Genomic DNA, 23131 nt, shown 5'->3' with positions numbered 1-23131 from the left:
CATGCTGGTGGACGGAAAATGGACGGACGACTGGCAGCCGGTGCAGGTGAAGGACGAGAAGGGCGGCTTCGTGCGCCAGACCTCGAGCTTCCGCCACTGGATCACCCCGGACGGCGCCGCGGGACCGACCGGCGAGGCCGGCTTTCCCGCCGAGGCGGGGCGCTATCATCTCTATGTCGCGCTGATCTGTCCCTGGGCCTCGCGCACGCTGGTGGCGCGCAAGCTGAAGGGGCTGGAGGAGGCGATCTCGGTCTCGGTGCTGGAGCCGGTGATGACGGCGCAGGGCTGGCGCTTCGGCGACTATCCGGGCGCGGACCGAGATACGCTGAACGGCGCCACCTATCTGCACGAGCTCTACAGCAGCGCCGATCCGGGCTACACCGGGCGCGCAACGGTGCCGGTGCTCTGGGACAAGGAGCGGCGGACCATCGTGAACAACGAAAGCGCCGACATCCTGCGGATGCTGAACAGCGGTTTCGGCGCTATGGCCAGCGGGCCCGACCTCTATCCGCAGGAGCTGCGGGCCGAGATCGACGCGCTGAACGACGACATCTACCCGCATCTGAACAACGGCGTCTATCGCGCCGGCTTCGCCACCACGCAGGAGGCCTATGACGAGCCGGTGCTGGAGGTCTTCGCCGCGCTCGACCGGCTGGAGCAGCGGCTGTCGGACGGCCGCACCTATCTGCATGGCGACCGCTTCACCGAGACCGACATCCGCGCCTTCGTCACGCTGGTGCGCTTCGACATCGCCTATCACGGCGCCTTCAAGTGCAACCTGCGCCGACTGGCCGACTATCCGCAGCTGAGCGGCTATCTGCAGCGGGTGCTGGCGCTGCCGGGGGTGCGCGAGACGGTGAACCTCGACCACATCAAGCAGGGCTACTGGTCGATCAAGGCGGTGAACCCGAACGGGATCGTGCCCGCCGGGCCGGTGCTGGACTGGGCCTGACGTTGCGGGCCTGACTCAGGCCCGCCGCGCCCGGTGCAGCATCGAGCCTGTGTAGATCACCAGCGCCAGCCAGATCATCGGGAAGGCGATCATCTGCGCTCGCTGGAACGGCTCGCCGAACAGGAAGACCGCGCTGAGGAAGATCATCGTCGGCGCGATATACTGCAGGATGCCGATGGTCGACAGCTTCAACAGCTTCGCGCCATTTGCATAGAGGATCAGCGGCACCGCCGTGACGAGGCCGCAGCCGAACAGCAGCACGGTGTCCATGGGCACCCCGACGAGGAAATGGCTCTGCCCGGTGGCGACGAGCCAGCCGATATAGCCCAGCGCCGGCGGCAGCAGCAGCAGCACCTCCAGAAGGAAGCCTTGGTTCGGGCCGATCGGCAGCGACTTCTTCAGATAGGCATAGGCGCCCCAGGTCAGGGTCAGCGCCAGCGCCACCCAAGGCAGCCGCCCGGCCTCCCAGGTCAGCACGGCGACGGCGGCGGCGGCGAGGACCAGCGCCAGCTTCTGCGTCGGATAGAGCCGCTCGCCCAGCAGCAGCGCGCCCAGCAGCACCGAGAACAGCGGGTTGATGTAATAGCCCAGCGCCGCATCCAGCGCATGGCCCGAGCCGATGGCCCAGACATAGATGCCCCAGTTCACCGAGATCAGCGCCGCGGTCACCGCCGCCATGCCCAGCATCCGCGGGGTGCGCAGCGCGACCTTGAGGTCATTGGTGCGGCCCAGCGCCCAGAGCAGCCCGCCGGCGACCGGCACCGACCAGAGCACCCGGTGGGCGATCACCTCGGCCGGCGAGATATGCGCCAGCGCCTTCATGTAGATCGGCAGGAAGCCCCAGAGCCCGTAGGCTCCCAGCGCGAAGAACAGGCCGCGCAGGCTGTCCTCGTTCTTCACCAACTGCACATCCGCCATGGGTCAGCCCTCCGTCAGAGGCCGAAGGGCTAACCGATCTTCCGGGGAAGGACCAATGCCAAGTTGTGACGGTCACAATCAGGGGTGGTGATGGCAGGGGCGGTGATGGAGTCGGCGCGGAGGGCGCCGGTTCCGGTCAGCGGTTCAGCGCGGACCGCAGCGCCGCCAGATCCTCGCGCATCACCGCGTGGCCGGCGCCGGGATAGACCTGCATCCCGACCTCCGCCCCGGCGCGGCGCAGCGCTTCGGCGCTCTCCTCGACCCGTTGCAAGGGGATATGCGGGTCGCGCTGGTGCACCGACAGCCAGACCTTGCCGCTTGCCGCAGGATAGTCGAAGCGCTTGGGACCGTGACCATAAAGCCCCGGCTGCGGCCCGCCCTCGGCGTCGGCCGTGCCGACCAGCGCCCCGGAGAAGCCGAAGGCACCGGCCAGCCCCGCGCCTTCGCGGGCAAAGGCCTCCAGCGCGAGGCAGGCGCCCTGGCTGAAACCGGCGAGCCAGATCCGGTCGCGCGCCAGCCCCTCGGCCTCGAAGGCTGCCACGGCGTCGCGCACGGCGGCAAGGCCGCGCGCCACATGCGGCTCCATCTCGGCCGAGGGGGCGAGGAAGCTGGTCGGCCACCAGCTGCGCCCCGGCGCCTCCGGCGCGAGGCCCGCCACATCGGGCAGGCCCAGCACGTCGAGCAGGCTCAGGATGTCCTCCGCCCCCGCCCCGCGGCCATGCAGCAGCACGAGGCCCGCCGAGGCGCGCCCCGCCGGCGCCCCGGCCCGCTTCATGCCCGCACCTTCAGCGGCGGCAGCACCCGGGTGATGCGGTCGCGCATCGCCTCGTATTTCTCCGGCAGCTTCAGCGACTGGCCGAGCTGGTCCGGCGCCTCGTCCACCGCGAAACCGGGCGGATCGGTGGCGATCTCGAACAGCACGCCGCCGGGCTCGCGGAAGTAGATCGCATTGAAATACTGCCGGTCGATCACCTCGGTGGTGCGGTGCCCCGCGGTGGCCAGCCGGTCGATCCAGCCGCGCTGCTCGTCATCGTCGCGCGCCCGGAAGGCGACGTGGTGGATGGTCCCCGCCCCCGGCCGGGCGATGGCCGCCTTGTCGGAGCGGATCAGGTCGACGATATTGCCGCGCTCCTCGCCCGGGGCCTGCAGCCGCAGGCGCTCGACGCCGCAGACCGTCTCGCTGCCGGCGTCCTCGTAGCCGAAGACCGAGGTCAGCAGCTTCGCCGTCGGCGCCGGGTCGCGCAGCCAGAGCGTGACCGAGTGGAAGCCGTCGAGCCCGGTTCCCGGGCGCGCGGTCTCCACCAGTTCCACCGGCGCGCCGTCGGGATCGCGCAGGATGATCACCCGCGCGCCGAAGCGCTGGAACGGGCCGGCGAAATCGATCGCCTGCAGCGCCAGATCCTCCATCACCGCATCGAAGCGGCCGGCAGGCACGGCATAGGCATAGGCGCTAGCCATGCCCGGACCGGCGCGGCCGGGACCGGCGTCAACGAAGGGGAAGAAGGTCAGGATCGTGCCGGGCGACCCGGTCGCGTCGCCGTAGTAGAGGTGGTAGGTGCCGGGATCGTCGAAGTTGACGGTCTTCTTCACCAGCCGCTGCTGCATCGGGCCGGTGTAGAAATCGACGTTCTGCTGCGCCGGGCCGGAGATCGCGGTGACATGATGGATGCCGGGGATCGTGGTCATGGAGTCCTCCTTTTGCCGCGCCGAGCATGGCGGGCGGTTGCAGCCAAGATAGCGCAGATCACCCAGCGCAGAAGGCCGATGGAGTCACGGGAGTTGTGCGTATTTGCGCAGATCGTTCTGGAACCCGGTGTTTCGGCGCGGCTCAGGAGAGGGTGCGGCGGCCCCGGCCGCAAAAAGAGAGGACGGCCAGATGGACCGTCCCCTGAACTTTCTGAAATGGTAACTGCAGAAATGGTCGGCGAAAATAGACAGGTCTTTCAATCATTCTCATTAGGAAGAGCCACTTTCGGGGGTCGGTCAACCTTTTAGGAGTCCGGAACAGCGTTAACGAAGAATTAATGGCTTGCGCCGCAACCCATCAGATTCACCCCAAATTCATCTACAATCGAGACGTGCATCCGAGCCGGTTTCCTGACCACGGAAAGGCGGATCACCGCCGATTTGTTCAGACGAAGGTCCACGCCAGCCTCCTGATTCGGGTGGCTTGAGCCCTGCGATTCCCGGGTATTTCGTCGCATATGGAAACAATCGCGAGACCCGGCCGAAAAGCGCCCTGCCGCCGCGCCCGGTTTTCGGCGACTCCGCGCCGATCCCGTTCCAAGCCGCATCCGGGCCTCTCCGGCCCCGGGAAACTCCGGCCGCCCGGCGATTAGCCCCTTGCGCGCTTCGGCCCAACCGTTTAATGGCACCGTCGATGTGCCGATCAGATCGGCCGGCAGGCGGATGCGGCGCGGTTCAGCGCGGCGGAGGCAAACCGGCAGCTCGGGCAGGCCATCACCGCACGGGCCCGTCAGGTCACCCGCGCAAAGGTAGCCGCTGTAGCTCAGCTGGTAGAGCACGTCATTCGTAATGATGGGGTCGGGGGTTCGAGTCCCTTCAGCGGCACCACTACTCTCTCGAAATTGCTTGCGAAAAGACCGCCTTCCGGGCGATCTTCTTTCGTGCAGGACCTGCGGCCCCATCGTCCGATGGCTCTGCCCGGAAACTCCAGCACAAAATGGTCCGGTTCCGGCACAAAGCAAAGGGGGCGGCGCTCCGATGCGCGCCTGCCCTCTTCGCTCCCACTTCCCTGCGGAAGGACCGATCTGCAGACCCAACTGACCTAGGCGATCACCGCGCCCTCGGTCCGGTTCTCCTTCAGCAGCCGGGCGATCAGGCGGCTATCGCGCGCCGACGCGAGGAAGCTGTTCAGCGCAGCCGTCAGGCGCGGGTCGCGCGCCGCGGGCAGGCCTAGGGCCTGCTCTATGACCATGAAGCGCTCGGGCAGCAGGCGCAGGCCGGGGTGGCGGCGCTGGTCGGCCTCCAGCTGCTGGCGGATGCCGGCGGCGACCTCGAAACCTTCGCGCAGGAAGAAATCGACCACCTCCTGCGAGGTCTTCACCCGTTCCAGCGTGGCAGAGCCGATGCTGCGGCTGAGATGCAGGTCATAGGCGCTGCCCCGTCCGACGGCGATGCGGATGCCGGGGCGGTCGACCTGATCCAGCGTCCGGATCGGCGAGGCCTCGGGGACCAGATACCAGCCCTCGATCAGCAACCAGGGGTTGGTGAAGGCGACCGTCTCGGCGCGGGCCGGATCGACCGCGAAGAAGCCGAGATCGGCCTCGCCCCCGGAGATCAGCGCGACCGAGGCGGCGGCGTTCGGCACGGTCAGAAGCTCCAGCGGCAGGCCGCGGTCGGCGGCGAAGGCGCGGGCCAGATCGACCGACACGCCGGCGGGCGCGCCCTCCTCGCCCGGCCGGGTCAGGATGGCGTTGCCGGTGTTGATCACCACCCGCAGCGTGCCGGAGGGGGCGAAGAGCGCGTTCAGGCCGTCGCTGGTCATGCCGTCTCTCCCGCCTCGATGGTCTCCACGATCCGCGCCGTGAAGGCCCGGGTGCCCAGCGGCCCGCCCAGATCGCCGGTGCGCCATTCCGGCACCGCGATGACCCGGGACACCGCGTCTTCGATCAGCCCCGCCGCCGCCTCCAGCCGGGGGTCGGCACGGCGTTCGCCAAGCCAGCGCAGCAGCATGGCGGTCGAATTGATCAGCGAGGCCGGGTTCGCCCGGTCCTGCCCGGCGATCGAAGGGGCCGAGCCGTGCTGCGCCTGCGCCATGGCGTGATGCTCGCCCGCGTTCAGCGAGGCGGCAAGACCGATGCTGCCCGCGATCTCGGTCGCCTGATCCGAGAGGATGTCGCCGAACATGTTCGTGGTCACGATGGTGTCGAAGGCCGAGGCGTCGCGCACCAGCAAGGCCGCCATCGCATCGACCAGCACCTCCTCGACCGCGACCTCGGGATAGGCCTTGCCCACCTCGCGCGTGCAGGCGAGGAACAACCCGTCGCTGACGCGCAGCACATTGGCCTTGTGGACCACGGTCAGCCTGCCGCCGCGCTGGCGGGCGATGCGGAAGCCGGCTTCGGCAATCCGGGTGGAGCCCTTGCGCGTCACCTTGCGCATGGCGATGGCGACATCCTCGGTCGGCATGAACTCTCCGGTGCCGGCGAACATGGTGCGGTCGGCGTAGAAGCCTTCGGTGTTCTCGCGCACGATCACCAGATCGACCGGCACGCCGCAGCGCGCGGGGAAATCGGGATGCGATTTCGCCGGGCGGATATTGGCGAAGAGATCCAGATGCTTGCGCAGGAAGCCCGAGGGGTTGACGCCGCCCTCGGCGACCGGCGGATAATCGTTGTGCGACACCGGGCCGAGGATCACCCCGTCGGCGGCCCGCGCCTGCTCCAGCAGCGCCTCGGGAAAAGTGGTGCCGAGCTGCGCCAGCGGCGCCAGCCCGACCTCGGCGCGCGTCAGATCGAAGCGCAGGCCAAGCCGGCGCTGCACCGCATGAAGCACGTCCATCGTCGCGCCCACGATCTCGGGGCTGATGCCGTCGCCATCGAGGACCAGCAGGGAAACGGGGGCGGAAAGGTCGGCGGTCATGCGGTCGGTCCTTGGGTCATGGTGTCTTTCCTCCCTGAAATACCGGCGCCGCCTCCTCGCGGCGCCGTGGTCATTGCGGCAGGGCCACGCCGAGGCGGGCCGCTTCCTCTGCCAGCAGGCGCAGGTCCTCGCCATCGAGGCGGATGCCGTCGCGGCGACGGGTCTCGGTGGCGCGGGCCTCGATCTCGCCGGGCATCATGATCTCCTCCACCCCTGCTGCAAGCGGCTGGTCCTTGGCGCGGCGGATCAGCTCGGCCATGCGGTCCTCGTAGGCGCCGGGCTCGAGGAAGAGGCCGGGGCGGAAGGCCATGAAGACATGGCCCGCATCCTGCGGCGCGTCGAAATCGCTGTACTGGTTGCCGACCTCGCCGCCGAAGGCCGAGCCCGACATGACGCCCGCGACGATCTCCATCATCAGCGACAGCCCCGAACCCTTCGGCCCGGCCAAGGGCAGCACGACGCCCTCGTAGCCCTTCTGCGCGTCGGTGGTCGGATTGCCCTCGGCATCCAGCGCCCAGCCGAGCGGGATCGGCTCGCCCCGGGCGGCGGCGCGGCGGACCTTGCCGCGGGCCACCACCGAAAGCGCCATGTCCAGCACCACCGGCCGCTCGCCGGCCGGTGCGGCGAAGGCGAAGGGGCTGGTGCCGAGGAAGGGCGCGCGGCCGCCCCAGATCGGCATCGCCCGCGAGGCATTGGTGAAGACGAAGGCCGCCATGCCGGCGTCGGTCGCCTGCAGCAGGTAGTTCGCCGCCATGCCGAAATGGGTCGAGCGGCGGACGGCGCACATGCCCATGCCGTGCTCGCGCGCCATGTCGATCGCCTCGGCCATGGCGCGGGTCGCCGCGACGAAGCCGAGCGCGTCATCGGCATCGAGCCGCGCCGCCACCGACATCGGACGCTCCAGCACCATCTCGGGGCGCGGCTTCACGAGGCCGCGGCGCAGGCGCTCGAGATAGATCGGCACGCGCGACACGCCATGCGAGGCCACGCCGCGCAGGTCGGCCAGCACCAGACATTCGGCCACCCGGCGGGCATCGGTCTCCGGCACGTCATGGGCGGCAAACATCGCGGCAACGGCTTCGGTCAGCCCGGCCTCGGTGAAAGTTCTGCTCTGCCCCGGCACGAAATCCTCCTCTGTCCGCCCCGGCTTATATTCATTTATGCGCTCACAAATGCAATAGTGAAAACGGCGGGGCGCCATGCTAAACGGGGCTTTCCTTGCCGAAAGCCCCCCAGTTGTCCGCCTCGCCCACCTCCCGCAGCCGCATCGGCCCGCATCTTGCCGCGGATATCGCCGCGCATATCGTCTCCCAATCCCTGCCGGAGGGGGCGCATCTGCGCACCGCGGAGCTGGCGCGGCGATTCGCCGTGTCGCGCTGGCCGGTGGAGCAGGCGCTGAAGCAGCTGGCCGAGACGGGCCGGGTGCGCCACGAGCCGAACCGCGGCTTTTTCGTGCGCCATGTCGCCGAAGCCGCGCCGGAACGGCCGCGCGACCCGGTGCATGCCGCCTACCTTCAGCTCGCGACGCTTCTGACCGAGCGCACGATCGGGCCGCAGGTCACCGAGCAGGAGATCCGCGACAGGTTCACCCTGACCAAGCGCCAGACCTCCGACCTGATGGGCCGGCTGATCCGCGAGGGCATCGCCGAGAAGCGCGCGGGCTACGGCTGGAACATCAACACCGAGCTGACGGCGCCCGACGCGCTGGCCCATACCACGCAGATGCGGCTGATCCTCGAACCCGCGGCGCTGCGCCTGCCCGGCTATCGTCTGCCGCCCGACGACATCGCGCGGCTGCGCCGGGTGGAGCATGACCTGCTCGACGGCACGATCGACCGCGCCCCGCCGGATGCGCTCTATCTGCGCGGCGCGCAGTTCCACGAGACGGTGATGACCGGCGCGGGCAATCCCTTCATGCTGCAGGCGCTGATGCGGGTGAACCGGGTGCGGCGCCTGCTGACCTACCGCGCGATGGACGACCGCGAGCGCTACTACCGCCAGTCGCGCGAGCATCTGCGCATCCTCGACCTGATCGAGGCGGGCGACCTTGCCGGCGCCGCCGACCAGATGGAGGCGCATCTGCGCCAGGTGCGCCACAGCCTCTCGGCGCTCGGCTTCATCGCGCCGCAGGCGTGACCTAGCGCGGCGGCTTGCCCGCGGATTTCACGCCCATGTAGCGCGCGACCAGCGGCGCGCCGGTGATGACGATGACGATCCGCGTCAGGTGGTGCAGCACCACGAAGCCGAGATCGGCCCCCACCACGATGGCCAGCACCGTCAGCTCGGCCTGCCCGCCGGGCGCGAAGGCCAGAAACCCCTCCAGCGGGCGGGCGAGGCCGGTGAGCACGACGAATTCGGTGAAGGCCGCGGCCAGCACCGCCAGCACCATCACGAAGGCCAGCCCCGACAGCACGAAGGCCCGCAACTCGCGCAGGGTGACGCCGACATATTGCACGCCGATGCCGATGCCGATGAAGAGCTGCGCCAGCATGATCGCCTCGGCCGGCGGGCGCTGCGTGATGATCCCCGCCAGCGACAGCGCCGCGGTGGTGATCATCGGCCCGAGGATCGAGGCGCCGAAGAGGCCGAGATACTCGCCCCCCTTCCAGCCGACCAGCGCCGCCACCGCCATCCAGATCAGCTGGCCCGCCCCGAACTCCCGCAGCGGCGCGCCCATCGCCCCGCTGAGCGGCGCGTCGTAGAGCCAGACGAGGATCATCGGCGCGATGGTGACCAGCACCGCCACCCGCGTCGCATGGATCAGCGACAGGGCCCGCACATCGGCCCCCGCCTCCTCGCCGAAGATCACCATATCCTGCAGCCCGCCCGGCATGGCCGCGTAATAGGAGGTCGCCGGATCGAAGCCGAGCCGCCGGAAGAACGGCACGCCGATCAGACCGATCAGCAGCACATAGAGCGGCACCAGCGCCACGCTCATCGCCATCTGCGGGATCTGCCCGACCACCTCGGGGGTGATCGAGGCGCCGACCGCCACGCCGAGGATGGTGCGCGCCCCGACCGAGATCTGCCCCAGCCCGCGCAGCCGCGCGCCGAAAAGCGCCGCCACCAGACAGAAGGACATCGGTCCGAACAGGAAGGGCAGCGGCAGCCCGAGCAGAAGGAAGGTGGCGGCTCCGGCGAGAGCCAGCGCGACGGTGCCGGCGCGGGGGATCACCGACGCCCACGACAGCTTGAAACGGAAGGGCTGCGTCATGGCGCTCTCCTTGTTGACGGTTAATGTATCCAGATGTATGCAACGGGATGCAACAGGGAACTGCGCGCACATGACCGAGGACTCCGAAGGACCGCAGGGACAGTCCGCCTACCGGCGCCTGCTGGCCGACATCAAGTCGGGCCAGCTGCTGCCCGGCTCGCGCCTGCGCGAGACCGAGCTGGCCGAGCGTTTCGGCATCTCGCGCACCCCGGTGCGCGAGGCGATCCGGCAGCTGGAGGCCGACGGGCTGGTGACGCATCAGGCCCGTCAGGGCGCCACGATCCGCAATCTCGACTATGCCGAGGTCATCGAACTCTACGAGATGCGCTCGGTGCTGGAGGGCACGGCCTCGCGTCTGGCGGCGCGGATGGCGCAGCGGGTCGAGGTGGTCGAGCTGACCGAGCTGAACGACGCGCTGGCCGCCAGCGCCCCCGGCGCCGCCGCGCAGGAGCTGAACCGCCAGTTCCACCGCACCCTGCTCGACGCGGCGCGCAACCGCTTTCTGGTCAAGACCATGAGCGCGCTGCAGAAGACCCTGCTGATCCTCGGCCCGACCACCCTTGCCGACCCGACCCGCCCCGAGGCCGCCGCCGCCGAACATGCCGCCGTCATCCGGGCCATCGCGGCCCATGACGGCGATGCCGCCGAGGCGGCGATGCGCGCCCATGTCGAAGCCGCCCTGAACGCCCGCATCCGGGCCATGCGCGGGCGCGAAATCCCGATGGAGGACGAATGACCGAGACCCCCGAAACTTACGACATCGCCATCGTCGGGGGCGGCAATGCCGCGCTCTGCGCCGCGATCACCGCCGCCGAGGCCGGCGCGCGGGTCATCATCCTCGAGGGCGCGCCGGTGCCCTATCGCGGCGGCAACTCGCGCCACACCCGCAACTTCCGCTGCATGCATCGCGGCCCGATGTCGCCGCTGACCGGCGCCTACGAGGAAGACGAGTATTTCCACGACCTGATGCTGGTCACCAAGGGCAAGACCGAGGAGCATCTGGCCCGCATGACCATCCGCAGCTCGGAGGAATGCCTGCCCTGGATGCAGGAGCATGGCGTGCGCTTCCAGCCCTCGCTCTCGGGCACGCTGTCGCTGTCGCGCACCAACGCCTTCTTCCTCGGCGGCGGCAAGGCGCTGGTGAATGCCTATTACAACACCGCCGAGGCCCTGGGCGTGACCGTCGTCTACGAGGCGCAGGTGCGTCACGTCCACCGCGACGGGCAGGCGATCACCCATCTCGATGTCGAGATCGCCAAGGCCCCGCCGGTCACCATCCGCGCGAAGGCCTTCGTGCTGGCCTCGGGCGGGTTCCAGGCCGATCTCGACTGGCTGGCCCGGGCCTGGGGGCCCTCGGCGCGCAACTTCCTGATCCGCGGCACGCCCTACAACCGCGGCGTCGTGCTGAAGGACATGCTCGATCAGGGCGCCGACAGCGTGGGCGACCCGACGCAGTGCCATGCCGTCGCCATCGACGGGCGCGCGCCGAAATACGACGGCGGCATCGTCACCCGGCTGGATTGCGTGCCCTTCTCCATCGTGGTCAACCGCGACGGCCAGCGTTTCTATGACGAGGGCGAGGACACCTGGCCCAAGCGCTATGCGATCTGGGGCCGGCTGGTCGCGGCGCAGCCCGATCAGGTCGGCTACGCGCTGATCGACGCCAAGTCGATCGACCTCTTCATGCCTTCGGTCTTCCCGCCGATCGTGGCCGACACGATCCCCGAGCTTGCGGCGAAGATGGGCCTCGACCCCGCCGCGGTGCAGGCCACGGTGAACGACTTCAACGCCGCCTGCCGCCCCGGCACCTTCCACCCGACCGAACTGGACGGGCTGGCGACCGAGGGGCTGGCCACGGCCAAGACCAACTGGGCCCGCCCGCTGGATCAGGCGCCGTTCTACGGCTACCAGCTGCGCCCCGGCGTGACCTTCACCTATCTCGGGCTGAAGGTCTCGGACAGCGCGCAGGTCCACACCCCCGAGGGGCCGATCACCAATCTCTGGGCCGCCGGAGAGATCATGGCCGGCTCGATCCTCGGCCAAGGCTATCTGGCCGGCTTCGGGATGACCATCGGAACCGTCTTCGGACGCATCGCCGGCAAGGAGGCCGCCGCCCATGTCGCTTGATTTCGCCCTCAAGACCCAATTGAGCGCCACCGAGGAAGCCCGGCGCCAGATCGAGATCTGCAACGCCTGCCGCTATTGCGAGGGGTTCTGCTCGGTCTTCCCGGCCATGACCCGGCAGAAGGCCTTCGCCGATGGCGATCTGACCCATCTGGCGAACCTCTGCCACAATTGCCGGGGCTGCCACTATTCCTGCCAGTATACCGCGCCGCATGAATTCGCGCTGAACATCCCCGCCGCTCTGGCCGAGGTGCGTCAGGACAGCTGGGAACGGCTGGCGCGACCGCAGACGCTGGCCCGCCTGTTCCACGAGCGCGGCGTCGCCATGGCCGGGCTGCTGGTCGTCGCACTGACGCTGTTCTTCGCGCTGATCGCCGCGCTGCGTCCGACCGGGGGCGACGGCTTCTATGCCTACATGGCGCATAACGTGATGATCGCGATCTTCATCCCGGCCTTCCTCGCGCCCCTCGCCCTCATCGGCCTGTCGCTGCGCGACTACTGGCGCGAGGTGGAGGGCGGCCCGCTGCGCCTGCGCCACCTGCTGAAGGCGGGCGACATGGCGGGGCGGATGAAGAACCTGAACGGCGGTCACGGCGACGGCTGCAACTTCGAGGATGGCGACCGTTTCAGCCAGAAGCGCCGCATCGCGCATCAGCTGATGATGTGGGGCTTCCTCGCCTGTTTCGCCTCAACCTCGTCCGGGACGATCCTGCACTACGTCTTCGGCTGGACGGCGCCCTACCCGTTCTGGGCCCCGCCGAAGCTGCTCGGCGTGCCTGGCGGTCTGGCGATGGTGGCGGGGGCGCTCGGGCTGGCCCTGCTGAAGCTGAAGGCCGATCCGGATCTCGGCGCGCGCCGGGTCTGGGGCGGCGAGATGGCCTTTATCCTGCTCTTGGGCGTCGTGGCGCTGACCGGGCTCGTGCTCTATGCCGCCACCGGCACCGCCGCCGTCGGGCCGCTGCTGGCGATCCACCTCGCCACGGTGATGACGCTGTTCCTGCTCATGCCCTTCTCCAAGATGATCCACGGCTTCTTCCGCTTCACCGCGCTGGTGGCCGAGGCGGGCAAGCTGGAGAAGACCCGCTGAGCCTTCGGAAGACCGCGCAACGCAAAAGGGCCCCGGCATCGCTGCCGGGGCCCTTTGTCTTTCCGCGGATGGCTCAGGCGCTGGTCAGCGCCGCGGCCGGCACATAGACCTCGCCGGTGACCAGCTTGCGCGCGGTGCGGATCGCGCCGGCGCTGACCACCTGCAGATCCTTGCCCCGCCCGCTGGTGCGCAGCGCCACGTCGATCATGCCGCTGGGATGCTCGATCAGGATCTCGCGGTCCTCGCCCTCGGGGCGCAGCGCGAGCCCGTCCGAGACCGAGCCCTCCAGCACCGCGACCGTCGAGACGCAGAGCGCGCCGGTCACCGCGAAGGCGGCATGGGCCTTGTGCGGCACGAAATAGCGCGCGGCGATATGGCCGCCCTGCTTCGGGGCGGCCAGTATCGCCACCTTGGGAAGCACCTTGCCGGTCACGTCGCCCAGCCCCATCCGGCGCCCGGCCTCCAGCCGCATCGCCTCGAGCTTGGCGAAGAAGTCGCGGTCGGCGTCGAGCTCGGCCGGGGTCTCGTAGCCGGTCTTGCCCAGATCGGCGGCGCGCAGGATCATCATCGGCACCGCCACGTCGATCAGCGTCACCGCGACGCCGTCGATCTCTTCCTGCAGATGGCCCGAGGGCAGCAGGCCGCTGGTCTTGGAGCCGACGATATCCATGAAGTTCAGCCGCACGCAGGCCGCCGTGCCGGGCACGCCGGCGATGGCGGTGTCGCCGTCATAGTCGACGGTCTCGCCGTCGGTCTGCACCAGCGCCTCGATCCGCGTGTTGGTGTTGACGTTGAAGATCACCACCCGCGTCTCGTCGCCGGTCACCGGCACCATGCCGCGCTCGATGGCGAAGGGGCCGACGCCCGACAGGATGTTGCCGCAGGAGGGCGAGGTGTCCACCACCGCCTCGGTCACCGAGACCTGCGCGAAGAGGTAGTCGACATCCACCCCCTCGCGGGCCGAGGGCTGCACCATCGCCACTTTCGAGGTCAGCGTGTCGGCGCCGCCGATGCCGTCGATCTGGCGCACGTCGGGCGAGCCCATCACCGCCAGCAGGACGCGGTCGCGCGCGGCCTCGTCCGCGGGCAGGTCTCCGGTGCGGAAATACGGCCCCTTCGAGGTGCCGCCCCGCATGATGATCACCGGGATACCGTGCTGTTTCGCCATGTCTTCTTCCTCCGTCCGTCAATGAAAATGGCCCGAGCCTTTCGGCGCGGGCCATGGGTCGTCACGAGACCAGCGGCCAGGGCAACCGGTCGTAGAAGTATTGCTGCAACAGCCCCTCGGGCAGGATCAGGTTCAGCGCCGAGGTCAGGATCATCAGGATGATCGCGCCCAGCAGCGTCAAGAGCAGGGTCTGCAGCCAGCCCGCCTTGGCGATGATCCGCAGGAAGGCCACGAAGAAGCCGATGACCGCGAGGAAATAGCCCACCACCGCGATCGAGGCGACGAAGCCCACCAGCCAGCCGATGTATTTCAGCGGCGTCATCGGGCCTTCGCTCTCCGCAGGCTCCTTCGACTCGGCGTCGAACACCGCGCCGCTCGCGCGGTTGCCGCGGATCTGCGGCCAGAGCACCAGCGCGGCGGCGACCATGCCGACCAGCGCGATGCTGACCGGGAAGATCCGGCCCAGTTGCGACAGGTTGATCGTCTCGACGAAGGTGAAGACGAAGAGTCCCATGATCGCCAGGGTGAAGGCGACCTGCGGCCACATCGCGGTGGTCGCGGTGGCGGCGCTCTTGCCCTCGACCTCGATCTTGGTGCCGCTCTTGCGCTGCGAATACATGCTGAAGCCGATCGACAGGATGATGATGGCGGCGATGATCAGCACGATGGGCCGCTGGAACGAGTTCCAGCCCGAGAACTGCAGCGCCTGGTAGAGATAGCGCTCGGACTGCGTCGCCAGCACGAAGCCGATCAGGAAGGCCGGACGCGGCCAGCCGAAGCGGCGCAACAGGATGCCGACGATGCCGAGCACCACCAGCGCCACCAGATCGTAGAGCGAGCGGTTGGGCTGGAAGGCCGCGAAGGTGATGACGAGGATCATGAAGGGCGCGACCAGCGGGTAGCGCACGATGGTGATCTTGGCGATGGCCGGGGCCAGCAGGATGCAGAGCGCGGTGCCCAGCACGTTGGCCAGCGCCAGCGACCAGACGATGGTGTAGGTCACGTCGAGGTTGGTGCTGACCATCGACGGCCCGGGCTGCAGGCCGATCAGCACCATCCCCGCGAGGAAGATCGCCATCGAGCCCGAACCGGGGATGCCGAACAGCAGCGTCGGCACCAGACCGCCGCCATCCTTCGAGGCGGTGGTCGATTCGACCGCGATGACGCCGCGGATGTCGCCCTTGCCGAACTGGCTCTTGTCACGCGAGGTCTGCACCACATGGCCATAGGCGATCCAGTCCACGACCGACCCGCCGAGCCCCGGGATCATCCCCAGCACCGCGCCGAGTGCGGCAAGCCGCAGCGTCAGCCAGCGGTAGACCCAGGTGTCCTTCAGCCCCTGCTTCCAGCCGGCGCCGATGGGCGAGCCTTCCTGCGCGATGGCGCTGTTGCGGCGCAGCAGGTCGCCGATCTCGGGAATGGCGAAGAGCGCGAGGCCGACGATCACCAGCGGCAGGCCGTTCATCAGATAGAGCGTGCCGAATTCCATGCGGTATTCGCCGGTAGCGGGGGCCGCGCCGACAGCGCCGAGGGCCAGACCCGCGGCACAGGCGGCGATGCCCTTGGACAGGCTGTTGCCGGCCAGCGTGCCGACCATCGACAGGCCGAACATGGTCAGCATGAACAGCTCGGCCGCGCCGAAGGACAGGATCAGCGGCCGCGCCACCAGCACGCAGACCGTCAGCACCACCGCGCCGAACAGCCCGCCGATGAAGGAGGCCGAAAACGCCGCACTCAGCGCCCGCGCCGCCTGGCCCTTCTTGGCCAGCGGAAAGCCGTCGAGGATCGTGGCCTGCGAGGCGGAGGAGCCGGGGATGCCCATCAGGATCGAGGCGAAGGTGTCCGAGGTCGACAGCACCGGCAGGATGCCGATCAGCATCGCCAGCGCCAGGGTCGGCTCCATGCCGTAGACGAAGGGCAGCAGCAGCGACATCCCGACGATGCCGCCGAGGCCCGGCAGCACGCCGACGATCAGGCCGGTGACGACCCCGATCATCAGATACTGGATATGCTGGAACGTCAGCACGTTGCTGAGCGCGGAGAGAATGGCTTCAGTGACCATGGTGAGACCCTGGGACCTTCTGAAAGGGTGACAGCGCGCGCGCCAAGGCCGCGGCGGGACAGCGCCGCGAGCGATCACCCGGATTGCGGGGTGCCGGCTGCGCGCAGGCCCGGGCCTCGGGGGCGGGGCATGCAAGCGCAGACGGAACGAAGGGCCCCGCGCCCGCCCGGAAGGGGCGGCGCGGGGCCCGGGTCTTCACATCAGTCCAGCATCACGCTGTGGTTCTCGTTGAGATAGGTGCGGACCCACTCGCGCGCGTCGGGATCGATCGTGGTCGCGACCTTGTAGAGCGGCACCACGCCATCACCGACGGCCTGCTCGTAGTCGCCCAGAACCTCGCCGGCGCTGGCGATCAGCTCCGGGTCCTTGGCGGCAGCGGCGAAGGCATCGCGATAGGCCTGCACGATGTTCTCCGGCGTGTCCTTCGGCAGCATCGCCGGCTTCTGCGCGGCAAAACCCGAGCCGAAGAAGGACATGTAGGCCTCGAAGGCTACGCCCGAGGGCTTCTCGCCATGCATCATCTCATAGGCTTCGATGAAATGCGGGATCTCCGGGAAGGACGGGTCGCGCTGCAGGTTGCCCTCGGCGTCGAGAACGCCGTAGGAGAACAGCGGCACCGCCGTGCCCGCCTCGACCAGCGGCACCACGTTGGTCAGATAGGCCGACGAGGTCTGGTAGTCGATGGTCGCTTCGCCGCGTTCGAAGGCCAGACGGCCATCGCCCCGGCCGGTCATGCCGAAGACATGGCGCACGTTCAGGCCGAGAACCTCGAAGGCCAGCATCGGCACGAGGTCGAGCGAGGTCGCGCCCTGGCTGGCATAGACCAGCTCGGTCTCGCCCAGCTCGCCCAGTTCCGAAGCGTCGGCGACGCCCGCGCTGGCCGGGATGTAGACCACGCCGCCGGTCGGCGACACGAGCACCGGCTGGAAATCGGCATAGTCATAGCGCACGCGGCTGTCGCCCAAGAGGAAGGGGAACTGCGTGGAGCCCGAGGTGCCGAGCAGTTGCAGCCCGTTCGGGCGGGCGCGGGCGGCGAATTCGTTGGTGCCGGTGATCGAGCCGCCACCGGGGACGTTGCGGATGATGACGTTCGGGTTGCCCGGCAGGTGCCGCGACAGGTAGGGCGCGAAGAAGCGCGCCCAGACGTCGGAACCGCCGCCCTCCGAGAAGGGGATCCACCATTCGACGGTCTGGCCGGAGAAATCGACCTCCTGTGCGGCGGCGGGGGCCGCGGCGGTCAGGCTGGCTGCCACGAATGCGGCGGCGACGGCGCCCTTGAGGCGACGCAGTGTTGCTTGCATGTTTGTTGTCCTCCCATTGGTCCGGCACGCGGGACGCGCCGGGCGAATGGTCCCTTCATCGCACATGAAGCTGTCCAAAGACTGTCATGTTGTCGCAGCGACTATTTTTCAGCTTGTTTTCTCGTCGCTCTGCACCAACGGAAGCGTCAGCAGGATGACGCAGCCCTGCGCCGAGGGCTCCACCCGCGCGTCGCCGCCCGCGCGGCGGGCGATGGTGCGCACGATCGGCAGCCCCAGACCCGAGCCGCCGTCATCCGCCGTGCTGACCCGGAAGAAGCGGTCGAACACCGCCTCGTGCATCTCGCGCGGGATGCCCACCCCCCGGTCGCGCACCCGCAGCACCGCCATGCCCCGCGCGCGCGACAGCTCGAGGCTCAGCGCGCTGCCCGGCGGCGTGCCGTATTTCAGCGCGTTGTCGATCAGGTTGTCGACGGCCTCCTCCAGCAGCACCGCATTGGCCGCGACCGGCAGCGGCCCCTCCACCCCGTCGAGCGACAGGTCCACGTCGCGGCGCAGCGCAGCCGGCACGTGGCGCCGCGCCACCTCGGCCACGATCTGCGCCAGATCGACCGGCGCGCAGCTCTGCGCATCGGGCCCGTCGCTGGCCGCATCCAGCCTGAGCAGCTGCTGGGTCAGCCGCGACAGCCGCCGCGTCAGCTCCTGCAGGTCGGTCAGCCGCTGCTGGCGATCCGCGTCGGAGCGCGCGTTCAGCGCCGAATCCGCCTGCGCCTGAATTGCCGCCACCGGGTTGCGCAGCTGATGCGCCGCGTTCGAGATGAAGGCCCGGCGCCGGTCCAGCTCCAGCGACAGCCGCTGGAACAGGCTGTTGATGGTGGCGACCAGCGGCACCACCTCGCGCGGGACGCGGCGGCGGATCGGGCGCAGCTCGTGCGAGTTGCGCAGCGCCACGGCATTGCGCAGGTCGGTCAGCGGCGAGAGCCCGCGGTTGATGCCGAACCAGACCAGCGCCGCGCCGGAAGCCACCATCAAGGCCACCACCGCCGCCGCCTGCCCCATCATCTGCAGCGTCAGCGCCTCGCGCCGGGTCACGGTCTGCCAGACGCGCACCGTGGTCCAGCCGTCGAGCTCGGGGTCGGTGATGTATTCGCGCAGCACCACCGCGCGCACCGGCGCGCCATTGTAGACCGCGTTGTAGAAGACCGGCACCGCCTCGGGATATTCGCGCCCCGCCGGCATCGGCGGCGCATCGGTGCGCCCGACGATGAACCGCCCCCCCGCCGCATGCACCTGATAGAACAGCGGGTCGCCGATCGCCCCCTCCAGCGAAGTGAGCAGCGACTCTGCGATCAGGTCGCCCTTGGTCACCATCACCTCGCGCGCGACGGCATGGGCCACGACCTTCAGCGTATCGTCATAGAGGTTGCGCGACATGTCCCGCGCCATCCAGTGCAGCACCACGCTGGCCAGCACCGCCAGCACCAGCTGCGGCACCACGATCAGCACGAAGAGCCGTGTCCTCAGGCTGAGGGCGCGCCCGTCCGGCATCCTCACGCCGTCCTGTCCTGCTGCAGGATGTATCCGAGCCCCCGGATCGAGCGGATCTGCACCTCGCAGCCCTCGATCTTGCGGCGCAGACGCGAGACCAGCAGCTCGACCGCGTTCACGTCGACATCCGCGCCGGTGCCGTAGATGCTGTCGCAGAGCGCCGATTTCCCCACCACCCGCTCGGCATTGTCAAACAGCGCCTCCCACAGCGCCAGTTCGCGGCGCGACAGCTCAATCACCCCGCCCGGCCCGCTGAGCCTGCGCCCGGCCCGGTCGAAGGACAGCGCGCCCATCGTCTCGACCATCTGCCCGCGCTTGCCGCGCCTGCGGCTGAGCGCCCGGATCCGCGCGCAGAGCTCGGCCATCTCGAAGGGCTTGGTCATGTAGTCGTCGGCCCCCGCATCGAGCCCGGCCACCCGGTCCTCGAGCCCGTCGCGCGCCGTCAGCACCAGCACCGGAATGTCCTTGTCCAGCGCGATGGTGTGGCGGATCACGTCCAGCCCGCCGAGCCGCGGCAGGCTCATGTCGACGATGGCGAGATCGGCCCCCTCGCGTATCAGGAACTCCAGCCCGTCCTGCCCGTCGGCCAGCCAGTCGACGGAATGACCCTCTTCCCGAAGGGCCTGCTCGACCGCGCGGGCCAGCATCTGGTTGTCTTCGATCAGGACGATCCGCATGGCCTTCGCCTCGCGACAGGGGATATTTCCTCTTAGGGGCTGGATCGGCGAAGATACAGTCCCTAAACATGACTCCGGGGAAGAGGCTTCCGCGAGGGGGTCACCAGGGAGGCACGCCATGCGATACCCAAAAAGCGCCCCGGGCCTCGGCCGGGCGGTGCTGACCGTCTTCATCGCCGCGCTCGCAGCCTTGCCGCTGCGCCCGGCGCTGGCGCAGGGCGTCGATTTCACCGGCAAGCCGATCGACCTGGCGATCCCCTTCTCCGAGGGCGGCGGGTCGGATGTCTGGGCCCGCTTCCACGCCCCCCTGCTGTCGCGCCACCTGCCCGGCCAGCCCGAGGTCACCGTCCGGAACGACCCGGGCAGCGGCGGCACCCGCGGATCGAACGCCTTCGCCGATCAGGCCTCGTCCGATGGCCGGTCGGTGCTGGGCACCTCGGGCTCGTCGCTCTTCGCCTATCTGCTCGGCGATTTCCGGGTGCGCTACGATTTCAGCGACTGGACCGTGCTGATGGCCTCGCCCACTGGCGGCGTCGTCTATGTCTCCAGCGATCTCGGCCTCACATCCTGGCGCGACATCGCCGATCTGCGCGACAAGACGCTGGTCTTCGCCAGCCAGGGCGTCACCTCGCTGGATCTGGTGCCGATGCTGGCCTTCCGGGTGCTGGGCTTCGACACGCAATACGTCTTTGGCTACACCGGCCGGCATGACGGGCTGGAGGCGATGCGTCACCGCGAGGTGAACATCGACTACCAGACCACTTCCGCCTATCTGCGCAACGTGGCCCCGATGGTCGCGGCGGGCGAGGCCGTGCCGCTGATGAGCTGGGGCGTCGTCGATGCCGAGGGCAGGGTGCAGCGCGACCCCACCTTCCCCGACCTGCCGACGCTGGAGGAACTCTACGAACAGCTCTACGGCAAACCGCCCTCGGGGCCGGAATACGACGCCTACCGGGTGTTCTCCTCCGCCGGTTTCGCCGCGCAGAAGCTCCTGGTCCTGCCGGGCGACACCCCGCCCGAGATCCGCGAGACCTGGCTCGAGGCGATCCGCGCCCTGCGCCGCGACCCCGACTATCTCGCCCGCGCGCCCGAGATCCTCGGCGCCTACCGGACGCTCGTCGGCGACGAGGCCGAGAAGCTCGCCCGCAGCGTCACCGAGATCGACCCCGAGACCCGCCGCTTCGTGCTGCAATGGCTGGCCGACGAATATTCGATCAGGTTGGCGGAGTGACCTGCCGCCCCGCCTCGATCACCCGGATCGGGCTGCCCGCCTTCCAGGCCGCGATCGCCTCGGCGGTCTGGCGGTAGAACATGCGGAAGGTCTGCTCGCTGACATAGCCCAGATGCGGCGTGACCAGCAGCCGCCCGCTGTCGATCAGCGCCCGGTCCAGCACCGGCGCGCCTTCGGGCAAGGGCTCGACATCATGCACGTCGAGCGCGGCGCCGCCCAGCCGCCCAGCCCGCAGCGCCTCCAGCAAAGGCGCGACCTGCACGATCGGCCCGCGCGAGGTGTTCAGAAGCAGCGCATCCGGCCGCATCAGCGCGAATTCCCGCGCGCCGAACAGGCCCCGCGTCGTCTCCGACAGCACCAGATTGACCGAGACGATATCCGACCCGCGCAGCAGCGCATCGAGATCGGGCGCGTATCCCACCTTCTCCGCGGCGGCCTGCTCCGCCGTCAGGCTGCGCGACCAGGCCAGCAGCTCGACCCCGAAGGGCCGCGCCAGCGCGGCGAGCTTGCGCCCGATCCGCCCGTAGCCGGCGATGCCCAGCGTCAGCCCCGCAAGGTCGCGCCCGATGCCCTGCTGCCAGCCCCCGGCCGTGGCCGCATTCGCCTCCGGCACGATCCGCCGCGTCAGCGCCAGAAGCAGCGCCATGACGAATTCCGCCGTGGTGGTCCCGCGGGACTCGGTGCCGCAGACCACGATCCCGCGCGCCCGCGCCGCCGCGATGTCGATCGACAGGTTCCGCGCCCCGGTTGTCACGATCAGCTTCAGCTTCGGCAGCGCCCCGATCAGCCCCGCATCCAGCGGCGTCCGCTCGCGCATCACGCAAAGCACGTCGAAGGGCGCCAGCCGCGCCGCCAGCGCCGCCGGATCGGCGAGCGTATCGTGAAACACCGTCACGTTGTCGCCCTCGGGCCACGGCGCATAATCCCGCGCCACGTCGGCCGCGCGGCTGCCTCAAGCCCCGCGCAGGCCCAGGTTATGTATGCAATCGCATGCCGAACTTGTCGACACCGATGAACCTGCGGAGACGACGCATTCGACCTGCTCCCAGACATCAACCGCAGGATTTGCAGGGCGAGCATGCCATGGCGCTCAATCCCGCCTCGACGGAGGGGCCGGTCCGGCTGTCGTCAGCGCCAGACAGCATGGTCTCCAGATCGTCGCGCGCCAAGCCGATATCCTGCAGCAGGCGGTCGTCGTGGCGGGTCAGCAGCCAGCCCATCGAGCGGCGGGCCTGCAGGCGGCAGAGAAGGCGCGACAGGAACATGGCGGGTCTCCCGATCTGGTCTTCCCCTGATATGGCCGTCCGGTTGACATCAGGCAAACGAATAGGAATGATGGGTGGCATCCATGGAATTGATGGCAAGGCGATGACGATCCCGCTCGACAGCGACCTGATGCGCGCCTTTCTGGCGGTGGCCGACACCGGCAGCGTGACCCGGGCCGCCGACCGGATCGGGCGCACCCAATCCGCTGTCTCGATGCAGATCCGCCGGCTGGAGGACAGCCTCGGCCAATCGCTGTTCCTGCGCCAGCCGCGCGGGGTGGAGCTGACGCCGCGCGGCGAGCAGCTGGTCCCCTATGCCCGCCGGGTCGTGGGCCTTCTCGACGAGGCGGCGACGGCGCTGCGGGTCAAGCCTCTGGTCGGCCCGGTGCGCATCGGCATCCCCGACGAATACAGCGAGACCGTGCTGCCCCGCGCCCTGGCCGCCTTCGCCGAGCGGCATCCGGGGGTCGAGGTGACGGTGCGCTGCGACCATTCCGAGCCGCAGCTGGCCGCGCTGCGGGCGGATGAGCTGGATCTGGCGGTCACCTATGACTGGAGCAACACCTCGGCGGACGAGGTGCTCTGCATCGATCCGACGGTCTGGGTGACCTCGGTGGCGCATGACCAGCATCTGCGCGATCCCCTGCCGGTCAGCATGTATTTCCGCTCCGACTGGTGCCGCGACTTCATGCTGCGCTCGCTGGAACAGCAGGGGATGGGCTATCGCAAGGCCTTCGAATGCGACATGGCCAGCGGGCTGCGCACTGCCGTGCGTACAGGGCTCGCCATCGCCGCCCTGTCGCGCAGCACCATCCCCGCCGGCTGCCGCGAACTCACGTCGGCCGACGGCTTTCCCATCGTCGACAGCTCGCGCGTCCTGCTGCGCCGCAACCCGCGCGGCAGCTCGCCGGCCATCGACGGTCTTGCGGAGATGATCCGCGAGGCTTTCCGCCCGCTTGCCGGACGCGACGCCGCGTGACCCGCGCTCATCGTTGGGACCAGTTGAACGCCACAGCGCCTG

General features: G+C 69.2%; 22 protein-coding genes and 1 tRNA gene. 8 read left to right on the top strand and 15 right to left on the bottom strand.

The annotated features are described in order from the left end of the window. Position 1: 1 nt before the first annotated feature. Complete coding sequence (locus C5F48_RS09220) at positions 2-952, top strand: glutathione S-transferase family protein (RefSeq protein WP_107663616.1); 951 nt, start codon at positions 2-4, stop codon at positions 950-952. 15 nt (positions 953-967) lie between these two features. Here C5F48_RS09220 and rarD read toward each other — a convergent pair whose 3' ends face one another. From rarD to C5F48_RS24780, 4 genes are all read right to left on the bottom strand, one after another. Beyond that, the gene (gene rarD, locus C5F48_RS09215; protein WP_107663615.1) at positions 968-1870 is read right to left on the bottom strand and encodes an EamA family transporter RarD; all 903 of its coding nucleotides are present in this window, start codon (positions 1868-1870) and stop codon (positions 968-970) included. A gap of 136 nt (positions 1871-2006) precedes the next feature. Next, the gene (locus C5F48_RS09210) at positions 2007-2645 is read right to left on the bottom strand and encodes an alpha/beta hydrolase (protein WP_107663614.1); all 639 of its coding nucleotides are present in this window, start codon (positions 2643-2645) and stop codon (positions 2007-2009) included. Next, complete coding sequence (locus C5F48_RS09205; protein WP_107663613.1) at positions 2642-3556, bottom strand: ring-cleaving dioxygenase; 915 nt, start codon at positions 3554-3556, stop codon at positions 2642-2644. Before C5F48_RS09205 ends, C5F48_RS09210 begins: the two co-directional genes overlap by 4 nt. Positions 3557-3891: 335 nt before the next feature. After that, entirely contained in the window at positions 3892-4395 is a 504-nt protein-coding gene (locus tag C5F48_RS24780) for a hypothetical protein (protein ID WP_146170571.1), read from the bottom strand. On the opposite strand from C5F48_RS24780, the gene C5F48_RS09200 reads away from it, so the two are divergent. Further along, positions 4369-4444, top strand: a tRNA-Thr gene (locus C5F48_RS09200). The genes C5F48_RS24780 and C5F48_RS09200 overlap by 27 nt on opposite strands. Before the next feature lie 214 nt (positions 4445-4658). Here C5F48_RS09200 and C5F48_RS09195 read toward each other — a convergent pair. The 3 genes from C5F48_RS09195 to C5F48_RS09185 all read right to left on the bottom strand — a co-directional run bounded on the left by C5F48_RS09195 (position 4659) and on the right by C5F48_RS09185 (position 7598). Continuing rightward, complete coding sequence (locus tag C5F48_RS09195) at positions 4659-5378, bottom strand: transporter substrate-binding domain-containing protein (protein ID WP_107663612.1); 720 nt, start codon at positions 5376-5378, stop codon at positions 4659-4661. Further along, positions 5375-6475: an isocitrate/isopropylmalate dehydrogenase family protein gene (locus C5F48_RS09190; RefSeq protein ID WP_107663611.1), complete on the bottom strand. Its 1101-nt coding sequence runs from the start codon at positions 6473-6475 to the stop codon at positions 5375-5377. Before C5F48_RS09190 ends, C5F48_RS09195 begins: the two co-directional genes overlap by 4 nt. A 70-nt stretch (positions 6476-6545) precedes the next feature. Then, entirely contained in the window at positions 6546-7598 is a 1053-nt protein-coding gene (locus C5F48_RS09185) for an Ldh family oxidoreductase (RefSeq protein WP_211314634.1), read from the bottom strand. 95 nt (positions 7599-7693) lie between these two features. Between C5F48_RS09185 and C5F48_RS09180 the strand changes: the two genes are divergently transcribed. Then, positions 7694-8611 carry a GntR family transcriptional regulator gene (locus tag C5F48_RS09180; RefSeq protein ID WP_107663609.1) on the top strand — a complete coding sequence of 306 codons (918 nt, stop codon included), beginning with the start codon at positions 7694-7696 and terminating at the stop codon, positions 8609-8611. 1 nt (position 8612) lies between these two features. On the opposite strand, the gene C5F48_RS09175 is transcribed toward C5F48_RS09180, so the two are convergent. Next, positions 8613-9689, bottom strand: a complete 1077-nt coding sequence (locus C5F48_RS09175; protein WP_107663608.1) for an AbrB family transcriptional regulator — start codon at positions 9687-9689, stop codon at positions 8613-8615. A 70-nt stretch (positions 9690-9759) separates the two neighbouring features. On the opposite strand from C5F48_RS09175, the gene C5F48_RS09170 reads away from it, so the two are divergent. From C5F48_RS09170 to tcuB, 3 genes are read left to right on the top strand one after another with little or no spacing between them, the layout of a single operon-like run. After that, positions 9760-10425 (top strand): GntR family transcriptional regulator, encoded by a 666-nt coding sequence (locus C5F48_RS09170; protein WP_107663607.1) that lies wholly within the window; start codon positions 9760-9762, stop codon positions 10423-10425. Further along, the gene (gene tcuA / locus C5F48_RS09165; protein ID WP_107663606.1) at positions 10422-11816 is read left to right on the top strand and encodes an FAD-dependent tricarballylate dehydrogenase TcuA; all 1395 of its coding nucleotides are present in this window, start codon (positions 10422-10424) and stop codon (positions 11814-11816) included. Before C5F48_RS09170 ends, tcuA begins: the two co-directional genes overlap by 4 nt. Continuing rightward, positions 11806-12900 carry a tricarballylate utilization 4Fe-4S protein TcuB gene (gene tcuB / locus C5F48_RS09160; protein WP_107663605.1) on the top strand — a complete coding sequence of 365 codons (1095 nt, stop codon included), beginning with the start codon at positions 11806-11808 and terminating at the stop codon, positions 12898-12900. Before tcuA ends, tcuB begins: the two co-directional genes overlap by 11 nt. 73 nt (positions 12901-12973) lie before the next feature. On the opposite strand, the gene C5F48_RS09155 is transcribed toward tcuB, so the two are convergent. The 5 genes from C5F48_RS09155 to C5F48_RS09135 form a co-directional block, all read right to left on the bottom strand. Further along, entirely contained in the window at positions 12974-14068 is a 1095-nt protein-coding gene (locus C5F48_RS09155) for a 4-oxalomesaconate tautomerase (RefSeq protein ID WP_107663604.1), read from the bottom strand. Between the two features lie 61 nt (positions 14069-14129). Continuing rightward, on the bottom strand, positions 14130-16130 hold the full coding sequence (locus C5F48_RS09150) for a tripartite tricarboxylate transporter permease (RefSeq protein WP_107663603.1): 2001 nt from the start codon (positions 16128-16130) through the stop codon (positions 14130-14132). 200 nt (positions 16131-16330) lie between these two features. Next, a complete protein-coding gene (locus tag C5F48_RS09145) occupies positions 16331-17431 on the bottom strand; it encodes a Bug family tripartite tricarboxylate transporter substrate binding protein (protein WP_107663602.1) in 1101 nt (366 codons plus the stop codon). Between the two features lie 108 nt (positions 17432-17539). Beyond that, positions 17540-18937, bottom strand: a complete 1398-nt coding sequence (locus C5F48_RS09140) for a sensor histidine kinase (protein WP_107663601.1) — start codon at positions 18935-18937, stop codon at positions 17540-17542. 2 nt (positions 18938-18939) lie between these two features. Continuing rightward, positions 18940-19614, bottom strand: coding sequence for a response regulator transcription factor (locus C5F48_RS09135; RefSeq protein ID WP_107663600.1), 675 nt, complete (start codon positions 19612-19614; stop codon positions 18940-18942). Positions 19615-19732: 118 nt separating this feature from the next. Between C5F48_RS09135 and C5F48_RS09130 the strand changes: the two genes are divergently transcribed. Beyond that, complete coding sequence (locus C5F48_RS09130; protein ID WP_211314633.1) at positions 19733-20845, top strand: Bug family tripartite tricarboxylate transporter substrate binding protein; 1113 nt, start codon at positions 19733-19735, stop codon at positions 20843-20845. Here C5F48_RS09130 and C5F48_RS09125 read toward each other — a convergent pair. Both C5F48_RS09125 and C5F48_RS09120 read right to left on the bottom strand, forming a co-directional pair. Continuing rightward, positions 20829-21779: a D-2-hydroxyacid dehydrogenase family protein gene (locus C5F48_RS09125; protein ID WP_107663599.1), complete on the bottom strand. Its 951-nt coding sequence runs from the start codon at positions 21777-21779 to the stop codon at positions 20829-20831. The two genes, C5F48_RS09130 and C5F48_RS09125, sit on opposite strands and share 17 nt — an antisense overlap. A 118-nt stretch (positions 21780-21897) precedes the next feature. Then, a complete protein-coding gene (locus tag C5F48_RS09120) occupies positions 21898-22110 on the bottom strand; it encodes a hypothetical protein (RefSeq protein WP_107663598.1) in 213 nt (70 codons plus the stop codon). A gap of 67 nt (positions 22111-22177) precedes the next feature. Here C5F48_RS09120 and C5F48_RS09115 point away from each other — a divergent pair, with 67 nt between their 5' ends. Then, positions 22178-23089, top strand: coding sequence for a LysR family transcriptional regulator (locus tag C5F48_RS09115; protein ID WP_245941436.1), 912 nt, complete (start codon positions 22178-22180; stop codon positions 23087-23089). Positions 23090-23131: the final 42 nt, after the last annotated feature.

Source organism: Cereibacter changlensis JA139, assembly GCF_003034985.1.
GTDB classification, from domain to species: Bacteria; Pseudomonadota; Alphaproteobacteria; order Rhodobacterales; family Rhodobacteraceae; genus Cereibacter; species Cereibacter changlensis.
This window is presented reverse-complemented; position numbering and strand designations above follow the sequence as displayed.